Raw genomic sequence first — 24,892 nt, 5'->3', positions numbered from 1 at the left:
ATTCCGTAAGTTCGAGTGGGGTTCACGTCCTCACTCTAATGCAGGGTGGCAGGCGAGCGGTGTGGGAAAAAACCGCTAGAAACGGTTGAAAGCGGAATAGAAATAGCGGGAAAGATCAGATTCTTGCGAGGAATTGCTCGGAACATTTTGAGATCTTTTCGTCAGTGATTGCCCGGCGCTGCCGTTCCAGAGGTGCAACTGGAACGGCAGTGCCGGGGGCAATTGATCGCTGAGTACTTGTTTGCCGTTTGCTCAGATACCCTTTTCAAGCCCGCGCAGCTTCAGGCTGGCGTTGCGCAACAACTGCTCGGTCGCCTCCCACCCCAGGCAGCCGTCAGTCACCGAAACGCCATAGCGCAGTGACTGGCTCAACGGCTGGCAGCCTTCGAACAGATGGCTTTCAAGCATCATGCCGATCAGCGAGCGATTGCCGCTCAGGCGTTGCTCAAGCACTTCGTTGAACACGGCCGGTTGGCGTAATGGGTCTTTGCCACTGTTGGCGTGACTGCAATCGACCATGATCCGCGAGGCAATCTTCAGCTTCTGCAAGTCGGCCTGTATGTGCGCGACGCTCTGGACGTCATAGTTTGGCCCGCGATGCCCACCGCGCAGCACCAGATGCGTATCCGGGTTGCCCTGAGTCTGAATGATCGCCGGGTGCCCCTGGCTGTCGACACCGAAGTGCCGATGCGGATGCGCTGCCGAGCGCATGGCATCGGTGGCGACACCGACACCGCCATCGGTGCCGTTCTTGAAACCGACCGGCATGCCCAGGCCGCTGGCCATCTCACGGTGAATCTGTGATTCGGTGGTGCGCGCGCCGATTGCGACCCAGCTCAGCAAGTCATCGAAGTAGCTGGCGGCCATGGGCTGCAGCAGTTCAGTGGCAATCGGCAAACCGAGGCGAAGCATTTCGCGCATCAATTCACGGGAGAGGGTCAAGCCACCGACCATGTCGTCGCTACCATCCAGGTGCGGGTCGTAGGCCAGGCCTTTCCAGCCCACCGTGGTGCGAGGTTTTTCAATGTAGGCGCGCATCACCACGAGCATTTCATCGCTGACGTCGGCCGCAAGCCGGGCGAGCTTGCCTGCGTATTCGAGGGCTGATTGCGGATCGTGTATCGAGCAAGGGCCGACGACGACCAGCAGACGGGAGTCTTCACCGTCGAGAATCGCGCGGACCGCTTCACGGTGGGCAGCGACCTGTTGGGTCAGCGTGAGGCTGAGTGGCAATTGGTGCTTGAGTTGCAGCGAGCTGGGCAAACGCTGGGTCAGCGCTTCATTGGCCGGGCTCAAGGTGGACAGCGGCAGAGCAGAGATGGACGAGTTCATATTCAGGCTTCCTGGGCTGGCGGCGGGTTCGGTCCCGCGCGCTCGGCCCTACTGGGGTGTTCGACAATTGGCCGGGTTGGCTTCGAGTGTGTGCATGCCACCTGTGGGTGACCGATCGGAGGCGGCAGGCTGTCCCGAGCGGAGGCTGGTAAATCGCCAGGCGGAAAAACTGTCGTAACGGTAATAAGTGGCGTAGTTCATGTCGTGATTCCTTGAAGTCAGTGATGTCGCTAAAAATGTATGGGGCTGAAAAAACAAAACCCCCGGTCGGGAGGCCGACCGGGGGTTGAGAATTCTCTGGTAGGCGACCCCTTGAGTAGTGGGCGCCGTGTGGGTATCAGGCGCGCCAGTGGCTAAACCAATACCCAAAATAAAAGTTTACCGGTGCGCAGACGCTATTTACCCGTGCAGCCGCAACCGAGCGCGGGGCGCTGGCGATGCAAAGCTGTGAAGGGATATGCGGCATGGTCTGTCTCCGATGAATGCACCGAGCTTACTAGAGGCGGGTGTGCAGATTCAATCAGTAAATGCTATCGGCTCGCAGGTCAATTTCTATGGCTTAAGTACGGCCTGGCTTTGTGCCACACTTCGTGATTGCTCGCGAACCCTCATCAAGGACAACGCAGATGACGACACTGACCATCGCTGCCGCACAATCGATCTCGGTTGCCGGGGACCTTCAGGCGAATATCGCTTGGCATCAACACTTCATTCAGGTCGCCGCCGAGCAAGGCGTGCAACTGTTGGTGTTCCCCGAGTTGTCACTCACGGGGTATGAGCGTGGATTGGCGGGGCAATTGGCGATCACGCCGGATGCAGCGGTTTTGCAGCCATTGCGGGATCTGGCTCGAGAGCTGGGTGTCACCACCGTCGTCGGAATGCCGATTCGTCTATCGGCCAATTCGCCGGTACTGATTGGCGCGCTGGTACTGGCTGCCGATGGTTCGCTGGGGGTCTATAGCAAGCAACATCTGCATTCGGGCGAGGAGGAGGCGTTTGCACCGGGTTCGGGTGGTTCACTGCTGACAATAGGTGACGATACGATCGCGTTGGCGGTGTGCGCCGACTTTTCGCATGCCAGTCATGCCGCTACGGCCGCCGACAGGGGGGCGAAACTCTACGCCGCCGGCGTGCTGATTACCGGAGGTGGCTACGCCCCGGACACCGCATTGCTGCAGGGTTATGCCGGCGAGCACTCGATGGTGGTACTGATGGCCAATCATGGCGGTGCAACGGGCGGTTGGGAGTCGGCAGGGCGCAGCGCAATCTGGGCGTCGGACGGTTCGCTGATTGCGGCGGCTTCGGGAACTGGCGATTTACTGGTGATCGCCCGCCGAAATGCCGGCGAGTGGGGCGGGGAGGTCGTGCCGGTGGTGAGTGCTTGAGGAGGATGAATGGACTTTGAGTTGCGGCTGGCTTCGTCGGAGCATTTGCCATTTGCGCGACTTTTGACCTGCCAAACCATGCTTGGCTATTACATTCGGCATGGTCTACCTTGGATCGACGACGCCTTCGATGTTGCATGGGCGGGTCGGGAAAACTGGCTGATTTGCCACAATGCATCGGTGCTGGGCTTTACCAGCCTGAGCCGCGATTCAAAGGCCCTGTACATTCGCGAGTTGCATGTGATCGAGACTTTTCGCAATCAGGGCGCGGGTGCCTGGACGATCGAACAGGTGTTTTCGAAAGCCTGTACGGAGCGACGTCCGGCGCTGCGTCTGACGGTGTTCAAGGACAATCCCGCGCAAACGCTTTATCAGCGCATGGGCTTGCAGATTGTCGGGCAGGACGATTGTTTCCTGAGGATGGAGCGCAAATGTCCTCGCTGAAACGTCTGTAAAGCGTGTAGCTCAAGTCTTTCAAGACGAATTGAAACTTTTTATATAGCGCTTGCTGCTAGGTCTGCCGGATGCTTTTTGCTAAGGTGTTCGGCAACCAATAAGACCATTATCGCGAGGTGTCTGCTTGATTAGGGTGCTAGTAGTCGATGACCATGATCTCGTTCGTACAGGTATTACACGAATGTTGGCTGACATCGATGGTCTGCAAGTAGTCGGCCAGGCTGAGTCGGRGGAGGAATCCCTGCTTAAAGCGCGTGAGTTGAAACCGGATGTGGTGCTGATGGACGTCAAGATGCCCGGGATCGGCGGTCTTGAAGCCACGCGCAAGTTATTGCGCAGCCACCCGGACATCAAAGTCGTCGCTGTAACCGTGTGCGAGGAAGATCCGTTTCCTACTCGACTGTTACAGGCAGGTGCCGCGGGCTATCTGACCAAGGGCGCAGGGCTCAATGAAATGGTGCAGGCGATTCGCCTGGTATTTGCCGGGCAGCGTTATATCAGTCCGCAAATTGCCCAGCAGTTGGCGATCAAATCGTTCCAGCCAAGTAATGATTCGCMTTTCGACGCGCTGTCAGAGCGGGAGATCCAGATCGCCCTGATGATTGTCGGCTGCCAGAAGGTCCAGATCATTTCCGACAAACTATGCCTGTCGCCAAAAACCGTGAACACCTACCGTTACCGCATTTTCGAGAAGCTTTCGATCAGCAGCGATGTTGAGTTGACGCTGTTGGCGGTTCGTCACGGCATGGTCGATGCCAGCCTCTGACAATGACCGACCCGTTTGATCCAAGCGCCTTTCTTTCGACCGTCAGTGGGCGCCCTGGTGTGTATCGCATGTTCGACAGCGATGCGCGCCTGCTGTACGTGGGCAAAGCCAAGAACCTGAAGAAACGTCTGGCGAGTTATTTCCGCAAGACCGGCCTGGCACCCAAAACGGCTGCCTTGGTTGGCCGAATCGCCCAAATTGAAACCACCATCACCGCCAACGAAACCGAAGCGCTGCTGCTTGAGCAGACGCTGATCAAGGAGTGGCGGCCGCCCTACAACATTCTTCTGCGGGACGATAAATCCTATCCGTATGTATTTCTTTCGGATGGCGACTTTCCACGCCTGAGCATCCATCGCGGTGCGAAAAAGCTGAAGGGCAAGTACTTCGGTCCTTACCCGAGTGCCGGTGCGATTCGTGAAAGCCTGAGCCTGCTGCAAAAGACCTTTTTTGTTCGTCAGTGCGAAGACAGCTACTACAAGAACCGCACGCGACCCTGCCTGCAGTACCAGATCAAACGTTGCAAGGCACCTTGCGTTGGCCTGGTCGAACCTCAGGTGTACGCCGAGGATGTACGTCACTCGGTGATGTTTCTCGAAGGTCGCAGCAATGCGCTGACAGACGAGCTGTCTGCAGGCATGGAGCAGGCCGCGAGCACCCTCGATTTCGAGCGGGCGGCCGAGCTGCGGGATCAGATTTCCCTGCTGCGCCGGGTGCAGGATCAACAGAGCATGGAAGGCGGAACGGGAGATGTCGATGTCATTGCGGCGTTCATCAACCCGGGCGGTGCCTGTGTTCATCTGATCAGTGTGCGTGGCGGACGGGTGCTGGGCAGCAAGAACTTTTTCCCGCAGGTGGGTATTGAAGAGGATGTTGCCGAAGTGATGGCGGCGTTTCTTGGCCAGTACTTCATCAGCAGTCCCGAACGCGACTTGCCAAGCGAGTTGATCGTCAATGTGGTCCACGAAGACTTTCCGACCCTGATCGCGGCCATTGAAGAGCTACGCGGTCGCGAGTTGACCATCAGCCATCGGGTTCGCGGCACGCGAGCACGCTGGCAGCAACTGGCCGTGACCAATGCCGAACAGGCGCTCGGGGCGCGTCTGGCCAACCGTCAGCACGTTGCCGCGCGGTTTGAAGCCCTGGCACAAGTGCTTGACCTGGATGAGCCGCCGCAACGGCTGGAATGCTATGACATCAGTCACTCGAGCGGCGAAGCGACAGTGGCGTCTTGCGTGGTGTTTGGCCCGGAAGGACCGCTGAAGTCCGACTACCGCCGCTACAATATCGAAGGTGTCACGCCGGGCGATGACTACGCGGCGATGCATCAGGCGCTGACTCGACGCTTCAGCAAACTGAAGGACGGCGAGGGCAAGTTGCCGGACATCTTGCTGGTGGACGGCGGCAAGGGGCAGTTGTCCATGGCGCGTGATGTGCTCAACGAGTTGGCCGTGCCGGACCTGATTCTTCTGGGCGTGGCCAAGGGGGCGACGCGCAAGGCCGGGTTTGAAACGCTGTATCTCAATGACGCCGCCCATGAGTTCACCTTGCGTGGGGATTCTCCGGCGCTGCACTTGATCCAGCAGATCCGTGATGAAGCTCACCGTTTTGCAATTACCGGTCACCGTGCACGACGTGGCAAAACCCGCCGCACTTCAACGCTTGAAGGCGTTGCCGGGGTAGGGCCGACGCGACGGCGTGACCTGTTGAAACATTTTGGTGGATTGCAGGAGCTGTCTCGTGCAAGCATCGAAGAGATCGCCAAAGCACCGGGGATCAGTAAAAAGCTCGCTGAGTTGATTTATGCAAACCTGCACAGCGAGTAGAATGCCCAACTCACCTCGTAGCCAGTTGTGCCGATGAATATCCCTAATCTGATCACCGTTCTACGCGTTCTGCTCATCCCGATCTTCATTTTGCTGTTTTACCTGCCGTACCAATGGAGCTACCTGGCATCCGCCTCGGTCTTCGCGTTTGCTGCGGCTACGGACTGGCTGGATGGCTATTTGGCCCGCCGCCTGGAACAAAGCACACCGTTCGGGGCATTTCTCGATCCGGTCGCCGACAAGCTGATGGTCGCAGTGGCGCTGGTGCTGCTGGTACAGGAGCACGGTAACGTGTGGCTGACATTGCCGGCAGCGGTCATCATCGGTCGTGAAATCGTGGTTTCCGCTCTCCGGGAGTGGATGGCTGAACTGGGCGCGCGTGCGCATGTTGCCGTCTCGAACCTGGGCAAATGGAAAACCGCTGCGCAGATGCTGGCGCTGGTGATCCTGCTGGCTAATCCGTCGGACTTCAGCTTTTGGGTTCTGGTGGGTTATACCTTGCTGATGGTCTCTGCAGGCCTGACGTTGTGGTCGATGGTGCAGTATCTGCGCGCTGCCTGGCCGCATCTGAAAACCGATGTAGAAAAAAAATAAAACTTTTTTGAATCAAGGGGTTGACGAGACTTCTAAATTCTATAAAATGCGCCACACCAAGACGCGGGAATAGCTCAGTTGGTAGAGCACGACCTTGCCAAGGTCGGGGTCGCGAGTTCGAGTCTCGTTTCCCGCTCCAAATACAAAAAACGCCACTCAATGAGTGGCGTTTTTTTTTGCGCGTTATTTTATTGTCAGCATCGAAAAAAGAGGCTTTGGCCTCTTTTTTCGTTCCGGAGWGTTCTACCGGACTCTGCCGCCAGCCACGTTTTTTTTGTACATCAATTAGTACATCGAAATCGTGACTCCCAACGGAGCGGTTTCCTCGTAGAGGACACATTGCTGGAGCCCGTACATCTCTGCTCAATCGATCGAGACGGGGAGTTGTACGGATGCCTTTGACTGATGCGGCCGTTCGCCACGCAAAAAACTTCGGTAGAAATTACAGCCTGAAAGATATGGATGGCTCGCACCTGTTCGTGAGCGCGAAGGGGGGTAAGAGCTGGCATTTTCGTTTTAACTGGCTGGGTAAGCCGGCTCGCATTTCCTTGGGAATGTATCCGGAAATAAGCCTTAAAGACGCCAGGCTGGCACGCGATCAAGCGCGAGCCCTGGTCGCCAAGGGCGCTGATCCTCGCGCGGCTCGAAGAGGCGATCGTTTTACCGCTTTGGCGGCTGATGAGAACTCCTTTACAGCAGTCTTCCTCGCATGGCGAACCTTCTACTGTCTTGAATACTTGAAGACATGGTCAGCCCTACTGTTAGTTTGTACGCGATAAACAAGTCTTGCGGTTGAGCCTGGTTGCATCAACGCCTCCTTGTCAGGGGAGAAGTGACCTGCACGCACGGATCAAAACAGTCGTAGACCACGCGTCGTTGCCGAGACAGAGCGATGATCGCAGCGAGCGTGGCTACTCAGGGTTTATGCTGTTTTATCCGTTTCAAACGGTGCAGACCTCAGGGGTTCGCCCCCCCGAAGTCCTAAACACTTTCAGCGCTTGATCAACTGACCCAATACCTCTTTCAGGGTGGTACGCCCAGTGCGTGGAACGCTCTCGAAACAGATCCACTCTTCATTGAAGCCGTCGAGCATCTGTACGCGCGGCAACGGGTTGTTCATACCTTGTGTGCGAAACAGATCCTCCCAGGTATCACGCGGTACCGCTTCGATGCGCACCGGATGACCGAGCAACTCGGCGAAGGTTTGGGCAATCGAAAGCGGAGTGACCGTGTCGGTCGATTCCAGCTCAACCACGCGCTTGCCTTGCCAGGTTTCCCGTATCAACTCGGCAGCAGTGCGGCCGACATCGACGGTAGCAATCATCGGCACGGGCTTATCCAGCGGTTGAAGGAAGCTTGGGATCACACCGCCGCGCGCGGCGTCGATATCCCATTGGTGGTTTTCCATATACCAGGCCGGGCGCAGGAAGCTGATTGGAGTGTCCAAACTGCGCAGACTGTGTTCCAGCAATTGCAGCTGGTTGAGCAAGTTGGGCTGGGTTGCCTGGGCGCCAATCGTTGACAGACATACGATCTTTCCGGGGCGTGTAACCAATAGCGCCTCGTGTAAATTGCTGATGATTTCACGAGTCTGGGGAAAACCCTCAGCCGGGTCGAAGCTGGGCGGCAGCAAGACAAATACGCCATGGCTGTGCTTGAATGCCACTGTCAGCGAGTGCACGTCGTTGAGATCAGCCACTGCTACATCACAACCTTGCGCAGCCCAGATCGCGCCTTTTTCCGCATCGCGCACAACTACACGCACCTGCTCGCCTGCTGCTAGCAGCGCCCGGGCAACTTCGCCGCCGACGTGCCCAGTAACACCCATGATTGTATACATCGTCTAACTCCCGTTGAGTGGCGACCTGAATGCGCCTTGGAGAAATTATTACGTGACCCCACCAGCGGGTGCGATAGCATGAGCCTCATCACTTTAATGACGAGAAATCATCAATGGGCCTGGATGGACGTTTGGTCAACGGTATAGGCGTGCTGTCTGCGGTCGTCGATAGCGGCAGTTTCGTCAAGGCTGCTGAAACGCTGGACATGACTCAGTCAGGCGTGAGCCGGGCGATCGCGAGGCTGGAAGCTCTGCTGGGAATTCGCTTATTTGATCGCACTACACGCTCTGTGACCCTGACTGACGAAGGTCGGCGTCTCTATGCGGGTGCGGTGCCGTTATTGGCCGGTCTTGAGGAACTGGCAGATAGCGCCTCCGGTAGCGCCACAACGATACGCGGGCGCCTGAGGGTCAATGTCGACCCATACTTTTCACGTTTGATCCTTGCGCCGGCGCTTGGGGACTTTATGGCCAGCTACCCCGAGCTATCTTTGGACTTGGTGACCCGCGAACACCTCGGTGATCTGGTCACGGACGGTGTCGACTTAGCAGTACGCTTCGGCGAACAACCATCCTCCGGAATGATTGGCCGACAGTTGCTCACGACGCGTGTGCTAACGGTGGCTTCACCAGCATACATCCTCAAACACGGACGTCCTGCCCACCCTTCGGAGCTGGAGAATGGCAGGCATCTGTGTGTCGATTTCCGTGATTTTCAGACCGGCAAGCCATTTGTATGGGAGTTTCAACGCGACGCAGAGCGCTTGACCATCAAGACCCCCGGCCGCCTGATCGTCAATGACGTGGGCGCTCTGCACCGTATCGCCGAAGAAGGCCAAGCGGTCGCGCAGGTGCTGCAATTGGGGGTTGAGCCGGCTTTGCGCGAAGGGCGCCTGGTCGAGCTTTTTCCCGATTGGCCGAATGAGCGATTTCCGTTGTACGCATTATATCCGTCACGCAACCTGCCACCGGCCAAGGTACGCGCATTTTTGGAGTTTGTTGTGGCTCTAAGCCGTTGAACAAAAGGATTAGTGCTCGCAAGTCATTAGAGAACTGACTGCTGCGATGCTCTGACTTGGCCAGGCTGTCGTTATTCTCGCGGGGACTCTTTAGTACCTTTCGAGGTTTTTTTAATGTCTTCCCCACCCAGATCCTTGTCGACGCCGATGACGCTGCTATTGGCGTTTGCCTGTGCACTGATCACCGCTGGCAGCTATTTCGCACAACCACTCGGCAGCGTGATCATAGAAGCGATTGGCCTTCCATCCTGGGCCTCGGGCCTGCCAGTGACTTTAAGCCAGCTGGGTTATTGCTTGGGGTTATTACTGATCGCGCCGCTGGGTGACCGACTGGAGAATCGCCACTTGTTGATGACGACACTGGCAGTGGCTGCCCTGGCGTTGATGGGGGCGGGGCTGGCGGCCAATGGCGCGACCTTTTTTCTGGCGTGCCTGTGCATCGGTGCTTCGGCAATTGCGGTGCAACTGATCGTCGTATTGGCGGCTTCGATGGTGGTGGCGCAGCGGCGCGGCGTTGTTGTCGGACGCGTGACCGCCGGCCTTTTATCAGGCATCTTGTTGGCATGGCCGGTGGCGAGCCTGGTCGACGAATTGCTGGATTGGCGCGTAGTGTTTTTGGGCGATGGGCTTCTGATCACCATGCTGGCGCTAGCTCTGCGATGGACACTGCCCCATCGCCAGCCAGTCGAGATGCTGACCTATCCTGCACTGATCGGCTCGTTGTGGCCCCTGTGGCGTCGTCACTCAGAACTACGGCGACGTGCCATCTGCCAGGCGTTGCTGTTCGGTGTATTCAGCCTGTTCTGGGTCAGTGCCCCCCAAATACTGCGCAGCCACTATGGTCTCGACAGCATCGCACTGGCAATGTTTGGTCTTGTAGGCGTCGGTGGTGCCCTAGCGGCTCCACTGGCCGGCTGGCTGGCAGACCCGTGGGCATGCCCGCTCAACCGCTTTGATCGGCAGCCTAATAGTTAGCGTTAGTTGCCTCGGCTGGGCGACTAAGGATTCGGTGCCGATACTAACGGTCTGTGCGTTTTGCATCAGTGCGGGCGTACAGGCTTGCCATGTAATTTCCCAGCGTCGAGTCATGTCTCTCGATCTACAAGCGTCTAATCGTTTAAACAGCCTATATATCGCCACATTTTTTATCGGCGGTGCTGCGGGCTCTGCCAGTGCCTCACCGCTGTTTTTAAGCGGATGGTACTGGCCAGGGGCGGTGGGTGGCGTATCAGCATCGTTGGGCTTTGTATTGTGCCTCTGGCTCAGCCGCTGATCGCCACCCGTCAAACTAATCAGTGCGCCAACGGCAATTTTGGGAAGTGCTCCTCTAGAACGTCGGGGCGGTAACCGGCAGCATCAAACAGTTTCATAGGTCTGCCCTAATGGCGTGGTGTGTTCGATGAGAACATGCTGAGAGAGGGCAGGGTGTGCCAGACGCCGTCAGATGCGGAATTTCACGTTCCTGATCTGAGGTTCTGGCGGTCGCTCAGGAATGGACCGCTATGCGAGCAGTCTGGCAGAACTGGTTTATCTGGAACGTCTTACCAATTTGAACTGCCAACAGACAGATCAGCGTCGGCCGGGTCGTTGACGCTCACTGCGCCAGTATTACCGTCGTGGCTGATGTACGGGTAGTTTCCTGTCGGTGGAACTGGAAAATCCTGTTCGTTTCCGTAGTCAAATATCCTGCTTTGTCCAAGGTGGTCCGTAATTTTCCAGGCTCCCATAATCACGCCTCCATCGGACGTGTACTGGATTTGCGCCGTAGGATACCCATCCAGGCAATAGAGGTGAGTCTAAAATCGTCAGGTGGGAGTCACTTTTTAAAGAGTTGCACTCGTTGGATTCAGAAAAATACGATAATTGCTTAAAGCTTCTCCTCGATACCAATATTAAATTTTCAGCTGATAACGTCATAGAAGATACGCTTGACTCTTCATTGGTATATTTACTTTCAGATGCAAAGAGTGAGTACGACTACGGTGTTCGCTTGAAGCAAAACCTTCTTGAGAAATTTTGTACATTTTCCAATTCACTGGGAAATGCCGAGAGCTATTGTTCAGTGCTGAAGTATTTTGTTGAATCTGTCAGACGGTCTGATGCCCACAACTATTACATAATGGAAGCAGGGAATTGATAATGATGGATAACAATAGGTATGCACACGGACGATACCCAATGCTGAGTGAAATATTAAATAGTGAAAAGATAATGGAGTCCAATCCACGTGAACTTTGGAGCCTGACGATAAGCTGAAATCTTTTCGCTTTAGGAGGGCTGTAGTGCCCGCAGCCCCTAATGCGTCCAGTAACGCTCTAACTCAACGTAATTATTCTGTCAGTCAATCTAAACGGCGACATAGGTAGGCTTGGGTTTGATACGGGAACTCAATAGTTTCACGCCCGCGCAAGGACGGATGGGTTTGGATCAGGCTCTGCAACTGCTCGTTAACTTTCGCCTTCTCGGCGGGAGGTAGAGCGGCGATGAAGCTCACCGACAGGAAGCGGTCAATGATGACATTCTTGGCACTTCCTGCATGCGTGTATTGAAAGCAGGTCAGTTCGGGGGTAGAGAAGTAGTACCCTGTGAATGGCAATCGCCAGTCCCCGGTATGGAAGCGTGGAGTATCGCCTTCGTACGGACTAATGATGTCAGTGATGGCCGCCACCCAGTCCACCGACTCATCGCGTACGTTCCAGATCAGTCCTAGTCGGCCATTTGGTTTGAGCACTCTGTGAATCTCGGCGAGAGCCGTTTCATTCGCAAACCAATGGAAGGCTTGGGCGCATATCACTGCCTCCGCTGCTCCAGATCCGAACGGAATAGATTCGGCCGTTCCCTCCAGGATCCTGATGTCCGGTAGATTATTGACAAACTCGGTTCGCATGGCCTCGACAGGCTCGACTGCAACGACATCGATCTCCATGGATTTCAACATTCGAGTGAATTTGCCGGTGCCGGCCCCTAAATCAATGACCGTCGATCCTGGATGGATGTCTAGTGCTTCTCTTAGCCATGTATGTAGTTCTATTGGATAGCTCGGTCGACCCTTGGCATAGGTATTGGCTTGCGCTGAGAAACCGAGCTGAGCAGTCTTTTGAATACCTGCCATGAGTAGCGACCCTCGTTGTGAATGTAGTGGAGCTTAGCTGGTGCAAAGTGTTTTGTGTGCAACCAGATTTCTCGGTTTGGGCAAGAATCAAACTTCAACGGAAATTGCTGCGCGGCGCACTATGCTTATTTCTCTAAGGAACATGGAGCTCAGGTATGGCCATTTATGAGGAAGTGCTGGAGTGGGCGGGAAGGTTGCCACTATGGCGTCAGGATGCCAGGCGCGTGCTTTTCAGAGCTGCACCCGGCGGAGTCTGCCGCTCAACGGGACGACGTTGTTGTCTGGCGTGGGCAGTGGCCGGCCTGCTAATCCCATRCCTTCGCTCACCAGTACCGCATCCTGTAACAGGCACAGGTTGGACGGGGTATCCAGGCCCCGGGCGAGCACGGTGACTTGGGCTGTTTGCAGGTTGCAGCTCAGCAGTCGACCGGTGAATCGGCTAAAGCCTCCATGGAGTGGTTCGCCGTTCCAGTCCGGTGGTAAGGGTTGCTGCAGGCGGTCGCAGAGTTCCAGGACCAGCACGTTCCCCTTCGGACACAACGCCAGTCCGGTGGGCAGTTGCAGGCCGCGAATCAGGATGTCGATCTGCCCGCTGGCCGGCCAGACCCGAATCACCTGGCCTGCCTTGTCGGAAAAGTCGATGCCCTTGCGCGTCGGGTCGCCTTGTAGTTCTCCGGAGAACAGGCTGATCAGCACGGCGTCTGTCGCCGGTTCGTACACCAGAGTCACGGGAACGGCTTCCTGGCCCTGGTCCAGTTCGGGCAGTTGGACCAGCACGCGCTCGTCCTGGCCGGTCGTGAACTCCACCAACTGATTGGTATCGGGTTTGACGGCCAGCCAACTGCGGCGGGTCGGGTGGTAACACAGCGCATTCAGATTGCCATGGCTGTGAAATACCGGCTCAGGCGGGGTGTATTGCAGGTCCAGCAGTTTGGAACCTTCGACGTAATCGGTCTGGCTGACCAGACAGCGCCCGTCACCGCGGGCGATGTCCGACAGTCCCATGATTTCATCGCGCAGCATGCGGGCCTGCATGTTCATGGCGCGAAAACCTTGCGCGAGTATTTCGCCGGGCAGGTAGGTGCCGGGCTTGTGTGGATCCGGTCGCAGTCGACTGATACGGCCGCTGAAGGGCTGGTCCGGCAGGCCGGAGCCGGCTTCGGTCAGCAGCAGGCTGCCATCGGCCTGCACACAAACGCCCCGAGGGTTAAGCAAGCCTTCGGCGATGATCGTACTCGGGCGCAGGGTTTCGCGCGGCTGCTCAGGAATATGAAGGGGAACGGGCATAGGGCTTCTCTCCATGGACAAGGGATGGACGCGGTTACTGCGGCGGTTGCCACGGTTCGCCGGTGAGATAGGCCCGGAGCAGCGCCCGCTGGCAGGGCGACATCGAGCGCACCACGGGCATGAACAGGGTGGTGCCTTTGTAGGCGTCCGAGGTTCGGGCGAGGATGGGGTTCTTGGCGGCCATGATCGCGTCGGGCTGATTGAGCGGGATGTAGCGCGACATGGCGGGGAAGGCCAGGTAATGAAAACGCAGGACGTTCGGATACATCAGCGGCCAGGTGATGGTAGTGCCCTTGGGGATGCCGAAGTCGGTCTGTGCGTATTTGCGAAAGCTGGTGAAGTAGCCACCGCTTGCAAGACCGTTGACTGTGTAAGTCAGCGCGACAAAACCCGCCTGGGCCGCAGTGCCCGGCTTGAGGGTGACGGGGAAACTGACGTCGAGCTGGCCGGCGTTGATGGTCAGCGAGTCAGGAAACTCGAGGAAATTCCAGTACTTCGGATTTTTGTATACCGCAGGGGCACCGGCCTTCAGGTCGATTTCGGTGGCACTGGTGACCGGTCCACCCAGATACCTGACTTGCAGGGTGATCGACAGGCCATTGGGGTAGTCCTCCAGATACACGTTGCGCTGATCGGCATACACCCGATAGGTCGATTCGATTGCGTGCAGCGTGGTTTCGGAAACTGTATTGGGTGCGTTGATGGCCAGCGCTGTGGTCCGCACCGCTTGCTGCTGAGTGGCACTCAAGGGCAGGTCGACGATGCCGCCATACACGTAGTAGTCAAACAACGGGCTGCTTGCCGGGTCGAGGGTGGTCAGGGTGGTGGTGCCGGCGCTGATCGTGACGGGGCCGTAATCCGCGTTGGGCCCGATGGGGCTGGTGATGTCGTCCCTGACGGCCCTGAAGGTTTGCTTCGGGATGACGTTCACCATGTCGATGCTCAGGATGCCGCTGTCGCCCAGATCGGCATAGCCCGTGCTCTTGACGCTCTGGTTGACCAGTTGCCGGCCCGGCTGGCAGTTCAGCGGCTCATCGTCGAAGGCCGGGGCCAGCGTCCCGATGACCCGACCGATGCTCGGGTTAGGGGTGTATTTACCGGCGGCGTAATCGGCGTCCAGTTGCTCGGTGGTCATCGTGGGGCACATCTCGAACATGACGAAACGCAGGACGATGCCGGTTGCGCCCGGCGCCTGGATGATCGACCGCAGGCCGCTACTGTTCTGGTTCCAGCTGACAATACTGCTCAGGGGAAAGGTCAACTGAAATGTGCCGCTGGCATGGAAGGAACCGGGCGCATCCATGCTCTCTGGCTCCAGCACCCGTGTCTTGACATCCAGACTGCTGCAGACTGTGTTAGCGCGGATCAGTAGCTGGATGTTGCTGTTGCCGCCAATTTGCAGACCGCCGACAAATATCTGGGTGGTGGTCGAGGAGGTAGGGTCCAGGTCCACCATCATCGGGCCGGAAACGGGCCCTTGTCCGGTCACCGGGTCCACCGAGCCGAGCAGATAGACCGGCTGGCCCACCATGTCGCCGGTGGTGCTGATGCTGCCCGGATTACCCTGGGAACTGATCAAGGCGTTCTGCATGTCGACGACGTGCTGCCCGTAGTGATTCCAGCCGCCGGCAGTGTAGTAGTCGCCCGTGGGCGCGTTGATCATGTTGTTCAACTGATCGTCGGTGTAAGACTGGGCTCCCGGCGCCAGGGTCGAGGTGGTCAGGTCGAAGAGCGGCCAGTGATCATTGCCGTCGTAAGGAATGGTGGGGGAGTTGTTCGGCAGGCTGACGTCCGTGCGGATGCCGCCCCAGAAATTCAGTCGTGGTCCATTGAGAATGCTCATGATCTATTCCTTGTCCTTGGTGGTTTTGCCGACAGGCGCATTGGCGAATTTGAACAGGTAGGAGAAATCGGACTTGTAGGGGCTCTTGACCGGCGTCGCCATGGAGTGGCAATTCATGCAACTGCTGTTGGGCTGGATGTAACTCTCCATGGTCACGTTGGCCGAGAGTGCCGGTGTCGGCTGGCCGAGTGGATTACTGGGGTTGTCCGGCATCAGCGGACGCTGGGTGGTGATGAGTTGGTAATACTTCAACACGCTTCTTTGCAGGCCCGGGTCGGTACGGTAATTGGTGTTGACGGCGTTGGTGACCTCGGCAATCGGGGTGACCCGGTTCAGCGGGTTCGGGGTCTGGAACGTGGTGCCGGGTTTGGGCACGCAGACCAGCTGTGTACCCTGAGTCTGCCAGTCGCACGGCGACTGGTTGAGGGTGACGACGGGCGCGGCGGGGTTGAAGTAAGAGTAGGTCATGCCGGCTGTTGGCTGATCGACCCATTGACCATGCACCAGCTCCTTGGGCGGAACGTTGTCGATCTGCTCGAAAGTCGACCAGATCCACTGCGGATAGCCGTTTACCTTGGTGATGATATGCAGGCCCACCAGGCCCAGGTAGGCTTCGGTGACACCGGTGCGCTGGCCCTGGTCGTTGAACGTGGCCACGCGCGCCAGCATGGTCAGGTAGCGGCTGGCATTGTCGTTGGGGGTGAGGATGCGCCAGCTCGACTTGACCTCGATGACCCCGTTGGGGAAGTTGATGTTATTGGCTTTGGAAACGATATCGGCGTTATAGAAACTGTTGTTGACGATGTAGTCGTAGGACGTCTCGTTGGCCGAGATGTCGTAGTAGGTCGGGTTACCCGCCTGGTCGATCAGCCAGCCGCCAACGGCCTGGTCGACGGCATTCACCTGGGTGCTGTTCTTCAGCGCGGCGATGTTGATGATGCCCAGGCTTTTGGCGGTCTGCGGGGTATTCCACGGGCCAGGATTGGCGCCCCTCGGCAGAAAGATTTCCTCCACGGTCTTGTAGGTCTGCCAGACGGTGTAGCCGGGATCCCCAGGCTGTTTGCTACAGTCGGGATCACCGCGCTGCCCGTTCTGTGCAGGCCAGTTCAAGGCGATGAACATCTGCCAGCTGTATTGATCGAACTGGTCCTGGCTGGCGGTGGCGGTCGGCGCAGTGCTGGGGGGCTGGCAACTCAGGTTGCTGGACTGCGTCGACGGCCTGACCTGTTCCCGGGCCAGGGCCTGCTCCTGGGGTAAGCCCGACAGACTGGCCAGGCCCACTGATATCACGCAGAGACGGAGTGTGGTTTTCATGGCGATCCTTCGTCGTTATTCAGGGTTTGCGCTGCATCAGCTTGTTCCACTGCGCCTTTTGGCCGTTGCTCTGTGACGCCGGTGGCTCGAACAATTGGCAGGGCGGCGGATTCGCCGGGCACATGGCGGCCACTCGCGCCCAGGTCTGGGCCGGGTCCGGTTTGGCGATGCGGAAATGGGTGTAGTTCTGGCTGACGATGGGCGCATTGGCGACGCTGGTGTCCCCCGAAAAAAAGAACGATTGGGGATGCCGATAGGGCGGTTGTCCCGTCGGCTTTTTGAAAAAGGCATAGCCGAACAGGATCGGACCTTGCGGTGATTCGAGGTCCAGCGCGTAGGCCTGCACGCTGCCATCGAGGTTTTTGCTGCGTTCGGCGCTGTAGGGCAGGTGCTGGATGAAGTCTTGCCGTGGCGGATGATTCATTGGCGAAAACATGCAACAGGCCGGCATGTCTTTGGGGCGGTCTTGCGGATAGGTCAGGAAGTACGCCTTGTTGCCCAGGGATACGAACGAGCAGGTGTAGTTGTTGTTCTTGATCGGGAAAATCGGCAGACAGTATTTTTCGTAGTGCTCCATCATGGCGCCGAAGCCGTCGCCATCCGCCGGTATATAGGCAGTGTCGTAGTAGCTGGTTCCGCGAGAAACGGTGTAGTCCGCCGGGGTCAGGGTGGTGGGTGGATTGCTGTAGGGCGGCGGGTTTTTCTCGTAGTTGTGCATCACCCGGTACATGGTCCAGTCGCTGATCCAGAACGCCGGGAAAAACGGATCGGAAGGCTCGCCCGGTGCTCGTGTGGCGATGCAGTTGCCGTTCTGTTCATTGCACCCCTTGGTGTTGTGCACCCCCATGGTGAAGTACACGGCGCCGTTGTCCTGGGCGAAAAGCGGCGGGCTGAACAGCAGGATCAGCAGCAATAACCGGTTCAAGAGGCTGGTTTTCATAAGTCACTCCTTCGAACTCGAAAATTCCCGGGTCACCCCGTGGGAGCGAGCTTGCTCCCACGGGGGGTAGCTCTACGGTCAGAGGTTGTTGTAATCGCTCATATTGAGTGTTTTGGGTGGATAGTTGCGCTTGACCAGCTTCTTGGCCCACAGCTCCAATATGGCGCGTCGGCTTTGCGACATGTCTCGGGTGATGGGCATCGCCAGCGTGCTTTCGTCCTGGTTCTCCTTGCTGATTAGAATGATCAACTGGTCGACGGCACCTTCCACGCGCGTGCGCGAATCGAGGGGCATGTACTTGTTCATGATGGGGTAGAGGTAATAGAAGGACTGCAGGACCTTCGGAAAGATGAAGGTGTTCCACAACTTTTCCGGGGCTTGCGTGGAGGTGCACATGCCGTTCCAGGTATCGATGAAGTCCTGTTGCAACTTCATGTCCAACGGCAGGACCCGCAGCGGCGCAAGGAAGTCGACGTAGGCCTGGCTGAGCGGGAAGCTGAAGGGGATGGCCGGGTCGTCGTCGCCCACCTTCACGAAGAAGCGCAGGGTGGGGAAGCCTGGCGCCACGCCTGTGTAGCCCAGCTCGGCGATGCCTTGGTCATTGGTGGTGATGACGGTATAGGAGCAAACCACCTTCGTTCCCTGATCGTCGTTCAGTGTGCCGGTGACTGTTTTGGCATTGTCCAGGGACAGGCAGGGACGCAGGTTGACTGCGATCGGTTTGCCGGAAACGAGGAAATCTTGATAGCCGATCGGGTTGCCGCTGGGTTTGGGCACGTCCTCCAAGGCGGTCAGTCGTCGGCCGCTGCCGGTGCTGCGGTAGTGGATGACCGGCTCAGCGTCGATGAACTGGGGCAGGTTGGCCGTGTTCTTTGCGCGGTCCGTCGGGTTGTCATAGAACAGGGTGAAGTTGGCCGTGTTGCTGAACGCCAGATAGTAGTCGCTGCTGGTCACCATGTAGGGGTTGCCATATTCGGCCACCCACAGTGTGGTGTTGGCGGCCGGCTGACCATTGTTCTGCACCATGATATGCAGTGTCTTGTGATCACCGACATCAATGAAGCTGCCGCTTTCGACCACCTCGGCGGTCCACGTCTGCTGGATGGCGGCGCGGGTGGGGGGAGCGCCGTTCTTGCCCAGCTGACGTAGAATCAGGGGACGGGATTGCAATACACCCTTGGTATAGGTATCGAGGGGGATATCGAGAATACCCGAGCGCTGGTTGAAGGCTGCTTGCCGGTAGTCCGCGTAGTTCAAGATGACCGCCGGCTTGAATGTTCCATCCACCTCGGCGCCCAAATGGTAGGTACCGGCGTTGAATTTTTCCGGGACGGGGATATCGACGGTGGCGTCCACGGGATAGCTCGGAAACGTGTTGCCCAGATCGAGTGACAGGGTATCGCCGGTAATTTGTGCCGAGATCACGCCCAACTGGGCTTTTTTCGTATCCTGGAAGTTCGTTTGGAACATCGACACCAGCTGATCGGGCACCAGGCGCAGCCCGGCGGGGGCCGTGGGGTACTCATTGGCGAACCACAGCCCCAAGACCGCCGAGGTGCGGCTGTAGGCGGGGTTGAAGAATATCTCGTTAACGTTGTGCAAGCCCTCCCTGTACAGCTCCCGCACCTTCGCCATGACATCCGGGTTGTTGGAGCGGGTGTTGGGGTTCTTCGTGTAATCGTTGAATATACCGTTTTTGTCATAGCACGTTAGATAGACGGAAAACCGGAACATCAGGCCCTGCGCCCCTTGCTCCTCCATCTGCTGCTTCAGGCTGCTCAGCAGGGCGGAGTTGCCGGTCGCCCATTCCAGATTGTCCTTGGGGAAGCAGGTCTGCCAGGTGGTGCTGACGTTCATCAGGCCATTACCCAGGCCTGCCCAACTGAAGTTCAGGAAACGGTCCATCATCCGGTACTTGCGGTTGAGGGTCAGGCCGCAGTTCGAGTCCCCCAGCACCAATTTGTCGAAGTACAGCGCCGTGAACGTGTTTTGCCATGGGCTGATATCCACGAAGCGCGCCGGGGTTGGGGTATTGCTGCCCAGGGGGCTGCCGAGCAACTGGTATTGCTTGCCGACCAGCGGGTCCTGGCTGATGTAGTTATTGATCTTCAATTCGCCGCCGATGACGGTCGAAGTGGTTTTCCCGTAGTTCACCAAGCCGCAACCGTTGTCGCCAAACAGATCCCATTCGGCGGGCATGTACGGGTCATGGTTCGGATTGATATTGTTTGGCACCTGCTGTACGTAGGTCGGCATGTTAGCCATGTACTGCGTCGAGATGGTCCATGGCATCAGTCTGTCTGGGGCGTTGTCCTGGTCGACGCCGAAGTGCTTCACGAACGGCCAGTTGATGTCCATGTTCACTGCGTCATATAGCGGGAACATGTCGTTGTTGTTGGCCGTCGGCGGGTTCCAGAACATCTCGCCGTTGAGGTAGATGCGGGGAAAGTTCAGTACGCTCATGTCGTGCTCTCCTTAGCGTTTCCACTGGGCATGTTTCAGCGACCAGACAAAATCCAGTTTCTGATAACCGGTGAAGGCCGTGACCGGCAGCGGTGTGGTGGGGTAGGTAAGGCCGCCGCCGCTCGGTATGGCGAAATTGAAATAACCGTCCTGCTTCGAGTAGGCGGCGGTGCCGTGGCAGGCCAGGCAGGACGAATTGGCCTGGAAGGCCGATTCCAACTGCGAGTTCGCCAGGACCTGGGTCTTGGGTAGGAACTCCACGCCGATCAACTCGTATTTCGACAGCTTTGGGTTATTGGCCTGGAACTGCGTATTGACCGGTATGGCAGCCGATGTCGGCCCGGTGCTGTTTGTCATTGGCGCGGGCGGCTGGCCCTTGGTCACGGTGTACTTGGGGTTATTGACGTTTTCGAAGGTGGTCCAGACCCAGTCGGCGCTCAGTTTGTTGACCACATGCAAGCCGCTCAGCGCCGCGTAGCCAACCTTGTACCCGGTGCCTATCGAGTAATAGGCCTGGGCAACGTAGTAGCCGTCGGCTTCCAGCTTCTTCTTGTAAGCCATGTCCGCGCCGATCCACAGCCAGGCGGCTTTCAACTCCCAGGCCGTGGCCGGAAAGTTCAGATTGCTCGTCAGGGCATCCTGACCATTCATGTTGTAGACGTTTTTGCTGACGATGTAGTCGTAAGTGTCCTTGGACATCAGCAGTTGAAAGCGCACGACGTGGCCTTGCTGTGCGTCAGGCACGGCGGTGCCGCCCATTTCCAGGCTCAGCCCGTCGACCTGCTGGGTGGCTTTGAGGTTGTGCAGGACGCGGCTCGAGTCCAGCCCCAGGGCCTTGGCTTGCCTGAGCACTTCGCCCGGTAGCCTCGTGCGGCTTTCATACGTGCCGGGGGAGGCGCCATTGGCCAGGTAGACCTGGTCGGAAGGCTTGAACGACTCCCACTGGCGGTTGTAACCCTGGGCGTCGGGCTGGTTCAGGCAGACGAACCAGTTCCAGGCCATGGCCTCGGGACTCGTGTTGAACGCCGCACGGGTCTGATCGATGCTGGTTCCGAATTGCAGGAAGTTGCTGCAGTTGAAGTTGTTAGTGTCCTGTGCCTGAGCCAAACCGGCCAGGGCACTCAGAACTGTTATAGAAATGGCTCGCCGCATGGAAGCTCCTTGGCATTGGCCGGGTCGGTGTGTGAATGCCCCAGGAAGTGTTCCAGGAGCAGTTGCTTCACGGCCGTGGCCGCAAGACGCTGCGGCAACGGCAGATTGCAATTGGTGATGAGCAGCGGGCCGGTGTTCTCGCTGTCGGGCAGGCGGCCATGGCTGCCGCGGACCAGGCGGGTGTCCAGCGGAATCAGGTCCATGTAGTAGCGAAAACCGAGCTTTTTCTGCAGCAGGCGACGCGCCATTTTCAATTTCGGGAAACGAATGGCCGGGTCGATGAACAGTTCCAGCGGGTCGTAGCCGGGCTTGCGATGGATGTCCACGGTGCGGGCAAAGTCGGGTGCCTTGCGATCGTCGAACCAGTAGTAGTAATCGAACCAGTATCCCGGCGCAGCCACGGTCACCAGCTCGCCGCTGCGCGGATGATCCAGTTGCCAGTCCCTTTGTTCGGCTTTATCCAGCACTTGCTCGATGCCGGGCTGGCGCTGCAACAGCGCTTTGACACGCGGGATGTCGTGCGCCTGCTTCACGTAGACATGCGCGATCTGATGATCGGCCACGGCAAAGGCCGCGCTGGCGCCGGGGTCGAGCAACTCCCAGGTCAGCGACTGGCGCACCTGCAACAAGCCTTCCGAACGCAACAGTCGGTTGATCGATACGGACTGCTGCACCGCTTCGATCCCGTATTCGGACAACAGCATCACCGCCGCGCCTTGCTCCTGGGCAAAGGTCAGCAGGCGACCCACTTCACTGTCGATGGCCCGCACCTCGTCGGCAATCGACGGATGATCGGGGCCCAGTCGCTGCAGGCAGTAGTCGAGATGCGGCAGGTAAACCAATTGCAGATCGGGTCGATCGATCTGGAACTCGGTGATGGCGCAGTCGACGATCCAGCGGCTCGACGCGATGCCGGCCGCCGGGCCCCAGAAACCCGGAAACGGGAATTCGCCGATTTGCCGTTCGATACGCTCGTGCAACGAGGCCGGTGTCGAATACAGGCCGAACAGCTTGCGGCCATCGGCCGGGTAGTGCGGGCGTGGGGTGATGGCGGCGTCCACGTCCGCATACATGTTGTACCACCAGAACAACTGGCTGCAGCGAAACCCGGGGAGCTCACGTTTAAGCTGCTGCCAGACCTTTTCACCCTGGATCAGTGCGTTGGGTTGCAGCCAGAAACGCACTTCAGCCTGGTCGCGAAAATACCAGCCATTGCCCACGATGCCGTGCTCCGACGGCGACGCGCCGGTGAGGATCGAGGCCTGCACTGTAGAAGTGACCGCCGGAAACACTGGTTGCAGGCTGGCCATTTTTGCCGTTTTCAACAGGGCATTGATGTGCGGTGTCGCCGGCCCCAGCAGCGCCGGGGTCAGCGCGACCACGTTGATCAGCAGCAGCGGTTGACGCGGTTGATCAGAGGGCATCGGCGAGCGCCTCCCGCGTTTGGGGTTGCAGCAATTGCCGTTGCCGCAATTGCTCTTCGACCCAGCGCAGTTCCGCGGCGATTCCCTGCAGTTGGGCGTGCTCGGTGTCGGGCCGCAGTTGCGCGGGCAGCACGCCCCAGCTGTAGGTTTCCACTTCCAGCACAGGGCGGAAATCCCCATGGTCTGCGAGAAAGTCGAAGGTCTGCGACAGGGCGATCTGACTGCCGCTGAGTTCGGGCAGCAGCAAGTGTTCGCTGAATAGCGGAATGTGGAAATGAATCCGCAGTTCGGGGTATTGCCCCAGGTTGTTTGCGCAATCGTCGAGTGCGTCGGGAAGGTCGGCCCAGCCCGATAACCGCGCCTGCACATCGCGGGCTTTGACTTGATGCAGGTAGGTGGTTTCGGCGAAGTCGCTCAATGTGTTGAGTATGTGTTGGCGTCGGTTGTCGTCCTCAGGGGGCAGACGGCAAATCAGCGCGTTGGACAGTTGAATCTTGCCAACGGGCACCCGGGCCTGACGCAGCTTTTCCAGCGATTGATAGCAATGTTCGAAGACCACGGCCTGGTGGCAGACATCAAAACACAGCGCCAGATAGTCATGGTTCGGGTCGCTGGCTTGGTAGCGGTGGAAGAAGGCGATCGCCTGGTCGGTGTTTTCCAGCACGCAGTCCGGCTCCATCTCCAGGCAGAACACGATCTTCTTGCCCGTCTCCCGATGCAGCCTGGCCAGTGAAGCCGTGAGTTGGCGCAGCAGATGTTCGGCATGCTGCTGTCGCTGCGGGTTCCAGTTGGCGGCGTAGCCCAGCGGTACGGTGGAAATCACGCCTTGGGGGCAATCCGACGGCAGGGCGTGCGCCAGGATTCGGGCCAGATTCAGGCTGTACGCCAGCCGTTTCGGATCAGTCCAGTTGGGCAAATAGACGTCGGCTTTCACCGCGCCCTGATGAAATTGGCCATAGGGAAAGCCGTTAAGTGAAGTCAGCCGCAGCCCGCTGCGTTGCAGCAGGCTGAGGAAATCCGCCCGAGCTGACGCCTGCTGTAGTTCGGCCGCAGCGAGGGCGCTGATCCACAGCCCACTGTCTTGCTCGTTCAGGCCGCGCAGGGTGCGCACACCCTGGAAATGCCATTCGATGGATGACCGTAGCCCGGCCAGGTCACGGGTCGGGTGTACGTTGCTGCAATAGCCGACCTGCGTGGCAGCCCAACCCGTGCCGGCACTCATTTGATCACCGGTTCCTGGCCGCGCAGGGCGGAATTGTCCTGCCACTGCCGACGTTGGTCGATGGGCAGCGGAGTGCTGACCAGGGCTTTGTCCAGCTGTCCGCTTTGGGCAAAAAAGTCCACCGGGTTGTGGAACAGCACCTGTTCGACCTGGCCCTCGCTGAAGCCGGCAGCCAGCATCGCCTCGCCCGTTTTCGGCACTTTGAGCGGGTCACTGATCCCCCAGTCGGCGGCGCTATTGACCACCATTTTCTCGGTGCCGTACTCCTTCAACAGAGCGACCATGCGCTGTTCCGACATCTTGGTGTTGGGGTAGATCGAATGGCCGCGCCAGCAGTCGCTGTCCAGCACCAGCGGCAGGGTCAGTTCGTTGAGGTGGTCGATGATCACCAGGTGCTCGGCAATCCCGACTTCGCGAATCACCGCCAGGGTGCGTTTGGTGCCACCGATCTTGTCGCGGTGCGGGGTGTGCACCAGCACCGGCAAATTGAATTGTTTGGCCAGTTCCAGTTGAGCGGCGAGAAAACGGTCCTCCTCCGGAGTGATGTCGTCGTAGCCGATTTCGCCGACTGCGACGACACCGTCTTTCACCAGATAGCGCGGCAGAATCTCCAGCACTTCATTGGCCACCGACAGGTCATTGGCCTCCTTGGGGTTGAGGCCGATGGTGCAGAAGTGGTGGATGCCGAACATGCTCGCGCGAAAGCGCTCCCAGCCCAACAGGGTGTCGAAGTAATCGATGAAACTGCCGACACTGGTCCTGGCCTGGCCCTGCCAGAACGCCGGTTCGATCACCCCGGTGATGCCGGCGGCGGCCATGTTCTGGTAGTCATCGGTGGTACGGCTGACCATATGAATATGCGGGTCGAAGTACTTGAGCATGGTAAATCCTCGTCAAGGAAAAGGAGTCGTTGAGTG

The 24,892-nt window shown here is 58.2% G+C and carries 20 protein-coding genes and 1 tRNA gene; 9 read left to right on the top strand and 12 right to left on the bottom strand.

The genetic code is table 11. The annotated features are described in order from the left end of the window. Window positions 1-252 precede the first annotated feature (252 nt). The gene (locus tag AC1DHT_RS05460; RefSeq protein ID WP_427538335.1) at window positions 253-1,332 is read right to left on the bottom strand and encodes a 3-deoxy-7-phosphoheptulonate synthase; all 1,080 of its coding nucleotides are present in this window, start codon (window positions 1,330-1,332) and stop codon (window positions 253-255) included. Between the two features lie 626 nt (window positions 1,333-1,958). Here AC1DHT_RS05460 and AC1DHT_RS05455 point away from each other — a divergent pair. The 7 genes from AC1DHT_RS05455 (at window position 1,959) to AC1DHT_RS05425 (ending at window position 7,138) form a co-directional block, all read left to right on the top strand. Continuing rightward, window positions 1,959-2,717 carry a carbon-nitrogen hydrolase family protein gene (locus tag AC1DHT_RS05455; protein ID WP_427538338.1) on the top strand — a complete coding sequence of 253 codons (759 nt, stop codon included), beginning with the start codon at window positions 1,959-1,961 and terminating at the stop codon, window positions 2,715-2,717. A 9-nt stretch (window positions 2,718-2,726) separates the two neighbouring features. After that, window positions 2,727-3,161: a GNAT family N-acetyltransferase gene (locus tag AC1DHT_RS05450; RefSeq protein WP_427538341.1), complete on the top strand. Its 435-nt coding sequence runs from the start codon at window positions 2,727-2,729 to the stop codon at window positions 3,159-3,161. A 136-nt stretch (window positions 3,162-3,297) separates the two neighbouring features. Next, window positions 3,298-3,939: a response regulator transcription factor GacA gene (gene gacA, locus AC1DHT_RS05445; RefSeq protein WP_477761307.1), complete on the top strand. Its 642-nt coding sequence runs from the start codon at window positions 3,298-3,300 to the stop codon at window positions 3,937-3,939. Window positions 3,940-3,941: 2 nt separating this feature from the next. Then, on the top strand, window positions 3,942-5,765 hold the full coding sequence (uvrC, locus tag AC1DHT_RS05440) for an excinuclease ABC subunit UvrC (RefSeq protein WP_054596825.1): 1,824 nt from the start codon (window positions 3,942-3,944) through the stop codon (window positions 5,763-5,765). 33 nt (window positions 5,766-5,798) lie between these two features. Further along, the gene (gene pgsA, locus AC1DHT_RS05435; RefSeq protein WP_123583870.1) at window positions 5,799-6,359 is read left to right on the top strand and encodes a CDP-diacylglycerol--glycerol-3-phosphate 3-phosphatidyltransferase; all 561 of its coding nucleotides are present in this window, start codon (window positions 5,799-5,801) and stop codon (window positions 6,357-6,359) included. Window positions 6,360-6,422: 63 nt separating this feature from the next. Then, window positions 6,423-6,498, top strand: a tRNA-Gly gene (locus AC1DHT_RS05430). Window positions 6,499-6,751: 253 nt separating this feature from the next. Next, the gene (locus tag AC1DHT_RS05425) at window positions 6,752-7,138 is read left to right on the top strand and encodes an Arm DNA-binding domain-containing protein (protein WP_427538344.1); all 387 of its coding nucleotides are present in this window, start codon (window positions 6,752-6,754) and stop codon (window positions 7,136-7,138) included. Window positions 7,139-7,350: 212 nt separating this feature from the next. Here AC1DHT_RS05425 and AC1DHT_RS05420 read toward each other — a convergent pair whose 3' ends face one another. Beyond that, a complete protein-coding gene (locus AC1DHT_RS05420; protein WP_427538347.1) occupies window positions 7,351-8,199 on the bottom strand; it encodes an NmrA family NAD(P)-binding protein in 849 nt (282 codons plus the stop codon). A gap of 113 nt (window positions 8,200-8,312) precedes the next feature. Between AC1DHT_RS05420 and AC1DHT_RS05415 the strand changes: the two genes are divergently transcribed. Further along, the gene (locus AC1DHT_RS05415) at window positions 8,313-9,218 is read left to right on the top strand and encodes a LysR family transcriptional regulator (RefSeq protein WP_427538350.1); all 906 of its coding nucleotides are present in this window, start codon (window positions 8,313-8,315) and stop codon (window positions 9,216-9,218) included. 114 nt (window positions 9,219-9,332) lie between these two features. Further along, window positions 9,333-10,193 (top strand): MFS transporter, encoded by an 861-nt coding sequence (locus AC1DHT_RS05410; protein WP_427538353.1) that lies wholly within the window; start codon window positions 9,333-9,335, stop codon window positions 10,191-10,193. A gap of 1,366 nt (window positions 10,194-11,559) precedes the next feature. On the opposite strand, the gene AC1DHT_RS05405 is transcribed toward AC1DHT_RS05410, so the two are convergent. The 10 genes from AC1DHT_RS05405 to AC1DHT_RS05360 form a co-directional block, all read right to left on the bottom strand. Continuing rightward, window positions 11,560-12,330, bottom strand: coding sequence for a class I SAM-dependent methyltransferase (locus tag AC1DHT_RS05405; RefSeq protein WP_427538356.1), 771 nt, complete (start codon window positions 12,328-12,330; stop codon window positions 11,560-11,562). A 231-nt stretch (window positions 12,331-12,561) separates the two neighbouring features. Beyond that, the gene (locus tag AC1DHT_RS05400) at window positions 12,562-13,617 is read right to left on the bottom strand and encodes a hypothetical protein (protein WP_427538359.1); all 1,056 of its coding nucleotides are present in this window, start codon (window positions 13,615-13,617) and stop codon (window positions 12,562-12,564) included. A gap of 34 nt (window positions 13,618-13,651) precedes the next feature. Continuing rightward, on the bottom strand, window positions 13,652-15,460 hold the full coding sequence (locus tag AC1DHT_RS05395; RefSeq protein ID WP_427538362.1) for a hypothetical protein: 1,809 nt from the start codon (window positions 15,458-15,460) through the stop codon (window positions 13,652-13,654). Window positions 15,461-15,463: 3 nt separating this feature from the next. Beyond that, window positions 15,464-16,774 (bottom strand): hypothetical protein, encoded by a 1,311-nt coding sequence (locus tag AC1DHT_RS05390; protein WP_427538365.1) that lies wholly within the window; start codon window positions 16,772-16,774, stop codon window positions 15,464-15,466. A gap of 19 nt (window positions 16,775-16,793) precedes the next feature. Further along, window positions 16,794-17,714: a hypothetical protein gene (locus AC1DHT_RS05385; RefSeq protein WP_427538368.1), complete on the bottom strand. Its 921-nt coding sequence runs from the start codon at window positions 17,712-17,714 to the stop codon at window positions 16,794-16,796. A 78-nt stretch (window positions 17,715-17,792) separates the two neighbouring features. Continuing rightward, on the bottom strand, window positions 17,793-20,177 hold the full coding sequence (locus tag AC1DHT_RS05380; RefSeq protein WP_427538371.1) for a hypothetical protein: 2,385 nt from the start codon (window positions 20,175-20,177) through the stop codon (window positions 17,793-17,795). A 12-nt stretch (window positions 20,178-20,189) separates the two neighbouring features. Beyond that, window positions 20,190-21,329 carry a hypothetical protein gene (locus AC1DHT_RS05375; protein ID WP_427538374.1) on the bottom strand — a complete coding sequence of 380 codons (1,140 nt, stop codon included), beginning with the start codon at window positions 21,327-21,329 and terminating at the stop codon, window positions 20,190-20,192. Continuing rightward, entirely contained in the window at window positions 21,308-22,753 is a 1,446-nt protein-coding gene (locus tag AC1DHT_RS05370) for an alkaline phosphatase family protein (RefSeq protein WP_427538377.1), read from the bottom strand. Before AC1DHT_RS05370 ends, AC1DHT_RS05375 begins: the two co-directional genes overlap by 22 nt. Continuing rightward, on the bottom strand, window positions 22,743-23,975 hold the full coding sequence (eboE, locus tag AC1DHT_RS05365; RefSeq protein ID WP_427538380.1) for a metabolite traffic protein EboE: 1,233 nt from the start codon (window positions 23,973-23,975) through the stop codon (window positions 22,743-22,745). The genes AC1DHT_RS05370 and eboE overlap by 11 nt, the downstream gene beginning before the upstream one ends. After that, window positions 23,972-24,856, bottom strand: coding sequence for a TatD family hydrolase (locus tag AC1DHT_RS05360; protein ID WP_427538383.1), 885 nt, complete (start codon window positions 24,854-24,856; stop codon window positions 23,972-23,974). The genes eboE and AC1DHT_RS05360 overlap by 4 nt, the downstream gene beginning before the upstream one ends. Window positions 24,857-24,892: the final 36 nt, after the last annotated feature.

The sequence above is a fragment of the Pseudomonas sp. 05N432 genome, from assembly GCF_056396945.1.
Note: the sequence above shows the minus strand (reverse complement) of the source record. Positions and strands in the feature narration are given on the sequence as shown.

Excerpts from the sequence above, each read along its gene's own strand:
- eboE (WP_427538380.1), bottom strand. The coding sequence starts at position 23,975 with ATGAGTGCCGGCACGGGTTGGGCTGCCACGCAGGTCGGCTATTGCAGC.
- AC1DHT_RS05375 (WP_427538374.1), bottom strand. The coding sequence starts at position 21,329 with ATGCGGCGAGCCATTTCTATAACAGTTCTGAGTGCCCTGGCCGGTTTG.
- AC1DHT_RS05425 (WP_427538344.1), top strand. The coding sequence starts at position 6,752 with ATGCCTTTGACTGATGCGGCCGTTCGCCACGCAAAAAACTTCGGTAGA.
- uvrC (WP_054596825.1), top strand. The coding sequence starts at position 3,942 with ATGACCGACCCGTTTGATCCAAGCGCCTTTCTTTCGACCGTCAGTGGG.
- AC1DHT_RS05385 (WP_427538368.1), bottom strand. The coding sequence starts at position 17,714 with ATGAAAACCAGCCTCTTGAACCGGTTATTGCTGCTGATCCTGCTGTTC.
- AC1DHT_RS05405 (WP_427538356.1), bottom strand. The coding sequence starts at position 12,330 with ATGGCAGGTATTCAAAAGACTGCTCAGCTCGGTTTCTCAGCGCAAGCC.
- pgsA (WP_123583870.1), top strand. The coding sequence starts at position 5,799 with ATGAATATCCCTAATCTGATCACCGTTCTACGCGTTCTGCTCATCCCG.
- AC1DHT_RS05395 (WP_427538362.1), bottom strand. The coding sequence starts at position 15,460 with ATGAGCATTCTCAATGGACCACGACTGAATTTCTGGGGCGGCATCCGC.
- AC1DHT_RS05450 (WP_427538341.1), top strand. The coding sequence starts at position 2,727 with ATGGACTTTGAGTTGCGGCTGGCTTCGTCGGAGCATTTGCCATTTGCG.
- AC1DHT_RS05455 (WP_427538338.1), top strand. The coding sequence starts at position 1,959 with ATGACGACACTGACCATCGCTGCCGCACAATCGATCTCGGTTGCCGGG.
- AC1DHT_RS05420 (WP_427538347.1), bottom strand. The coding sequence starts at position 8,199 with ATGTATACAATCATGGGTGTTACTGGGCACGTCGGCGGCGAAGTTGCC.
- AC1DHT_RS05360 (WP_427538383.1), bottom strand. The coding sequence starts at position 24,856 with ATGCTCAAGTACTTCGACCCGCATATTCATATGGTCAGCCGTACCACC.
- AC1DHT_RS05370 (WP_427538377.1), bottom strand. The coding sequence starts at position 22,753 with ATGCCCTCTGATCAACCGCGTCAACCGCTGCTGCTGATCAACGTGGTC.
- AC1DHT_RS05460 (WP_427538335.1), bottom strand. The coding sequence starts at position 1,332 with ATGAACTCGTCCATCTCTGCTCTGCCGCTGTCCACCTTGAGCCCGGCC.
- AC1DHT_RS05390 (WP_427538365.1), bottom strand. The coding sequence starts at position 16,774 with ATGAAAACCACACTCCGTCTCTGCGTGATATCAGTGGGCCTGGCCAGT.
- AC1DHT_RS05410 (WP_427538353.1), top strand. The coding sequence starts at position 9,333 with ATGTCTTCCCCACCCAGATCCTTGTCGACGCCGATGACGCTGCTATTG.
- AC1DHT_RS05380 (WP_427538371.1), bottom strand. The coding sequence starts at position 20,177 with ATGAGCGTACTGAACTTTCCCCGCATCTACCTCAACGGCGAGATGTTC.
- AC1DHT_RS05415 (WP_427538350.1), top strand. The coding sequence starts at position 8,313 with ATGGGCCTGGATGGACGTTTGGTCAACGGTATAGGCGTGCTGTCTGCG.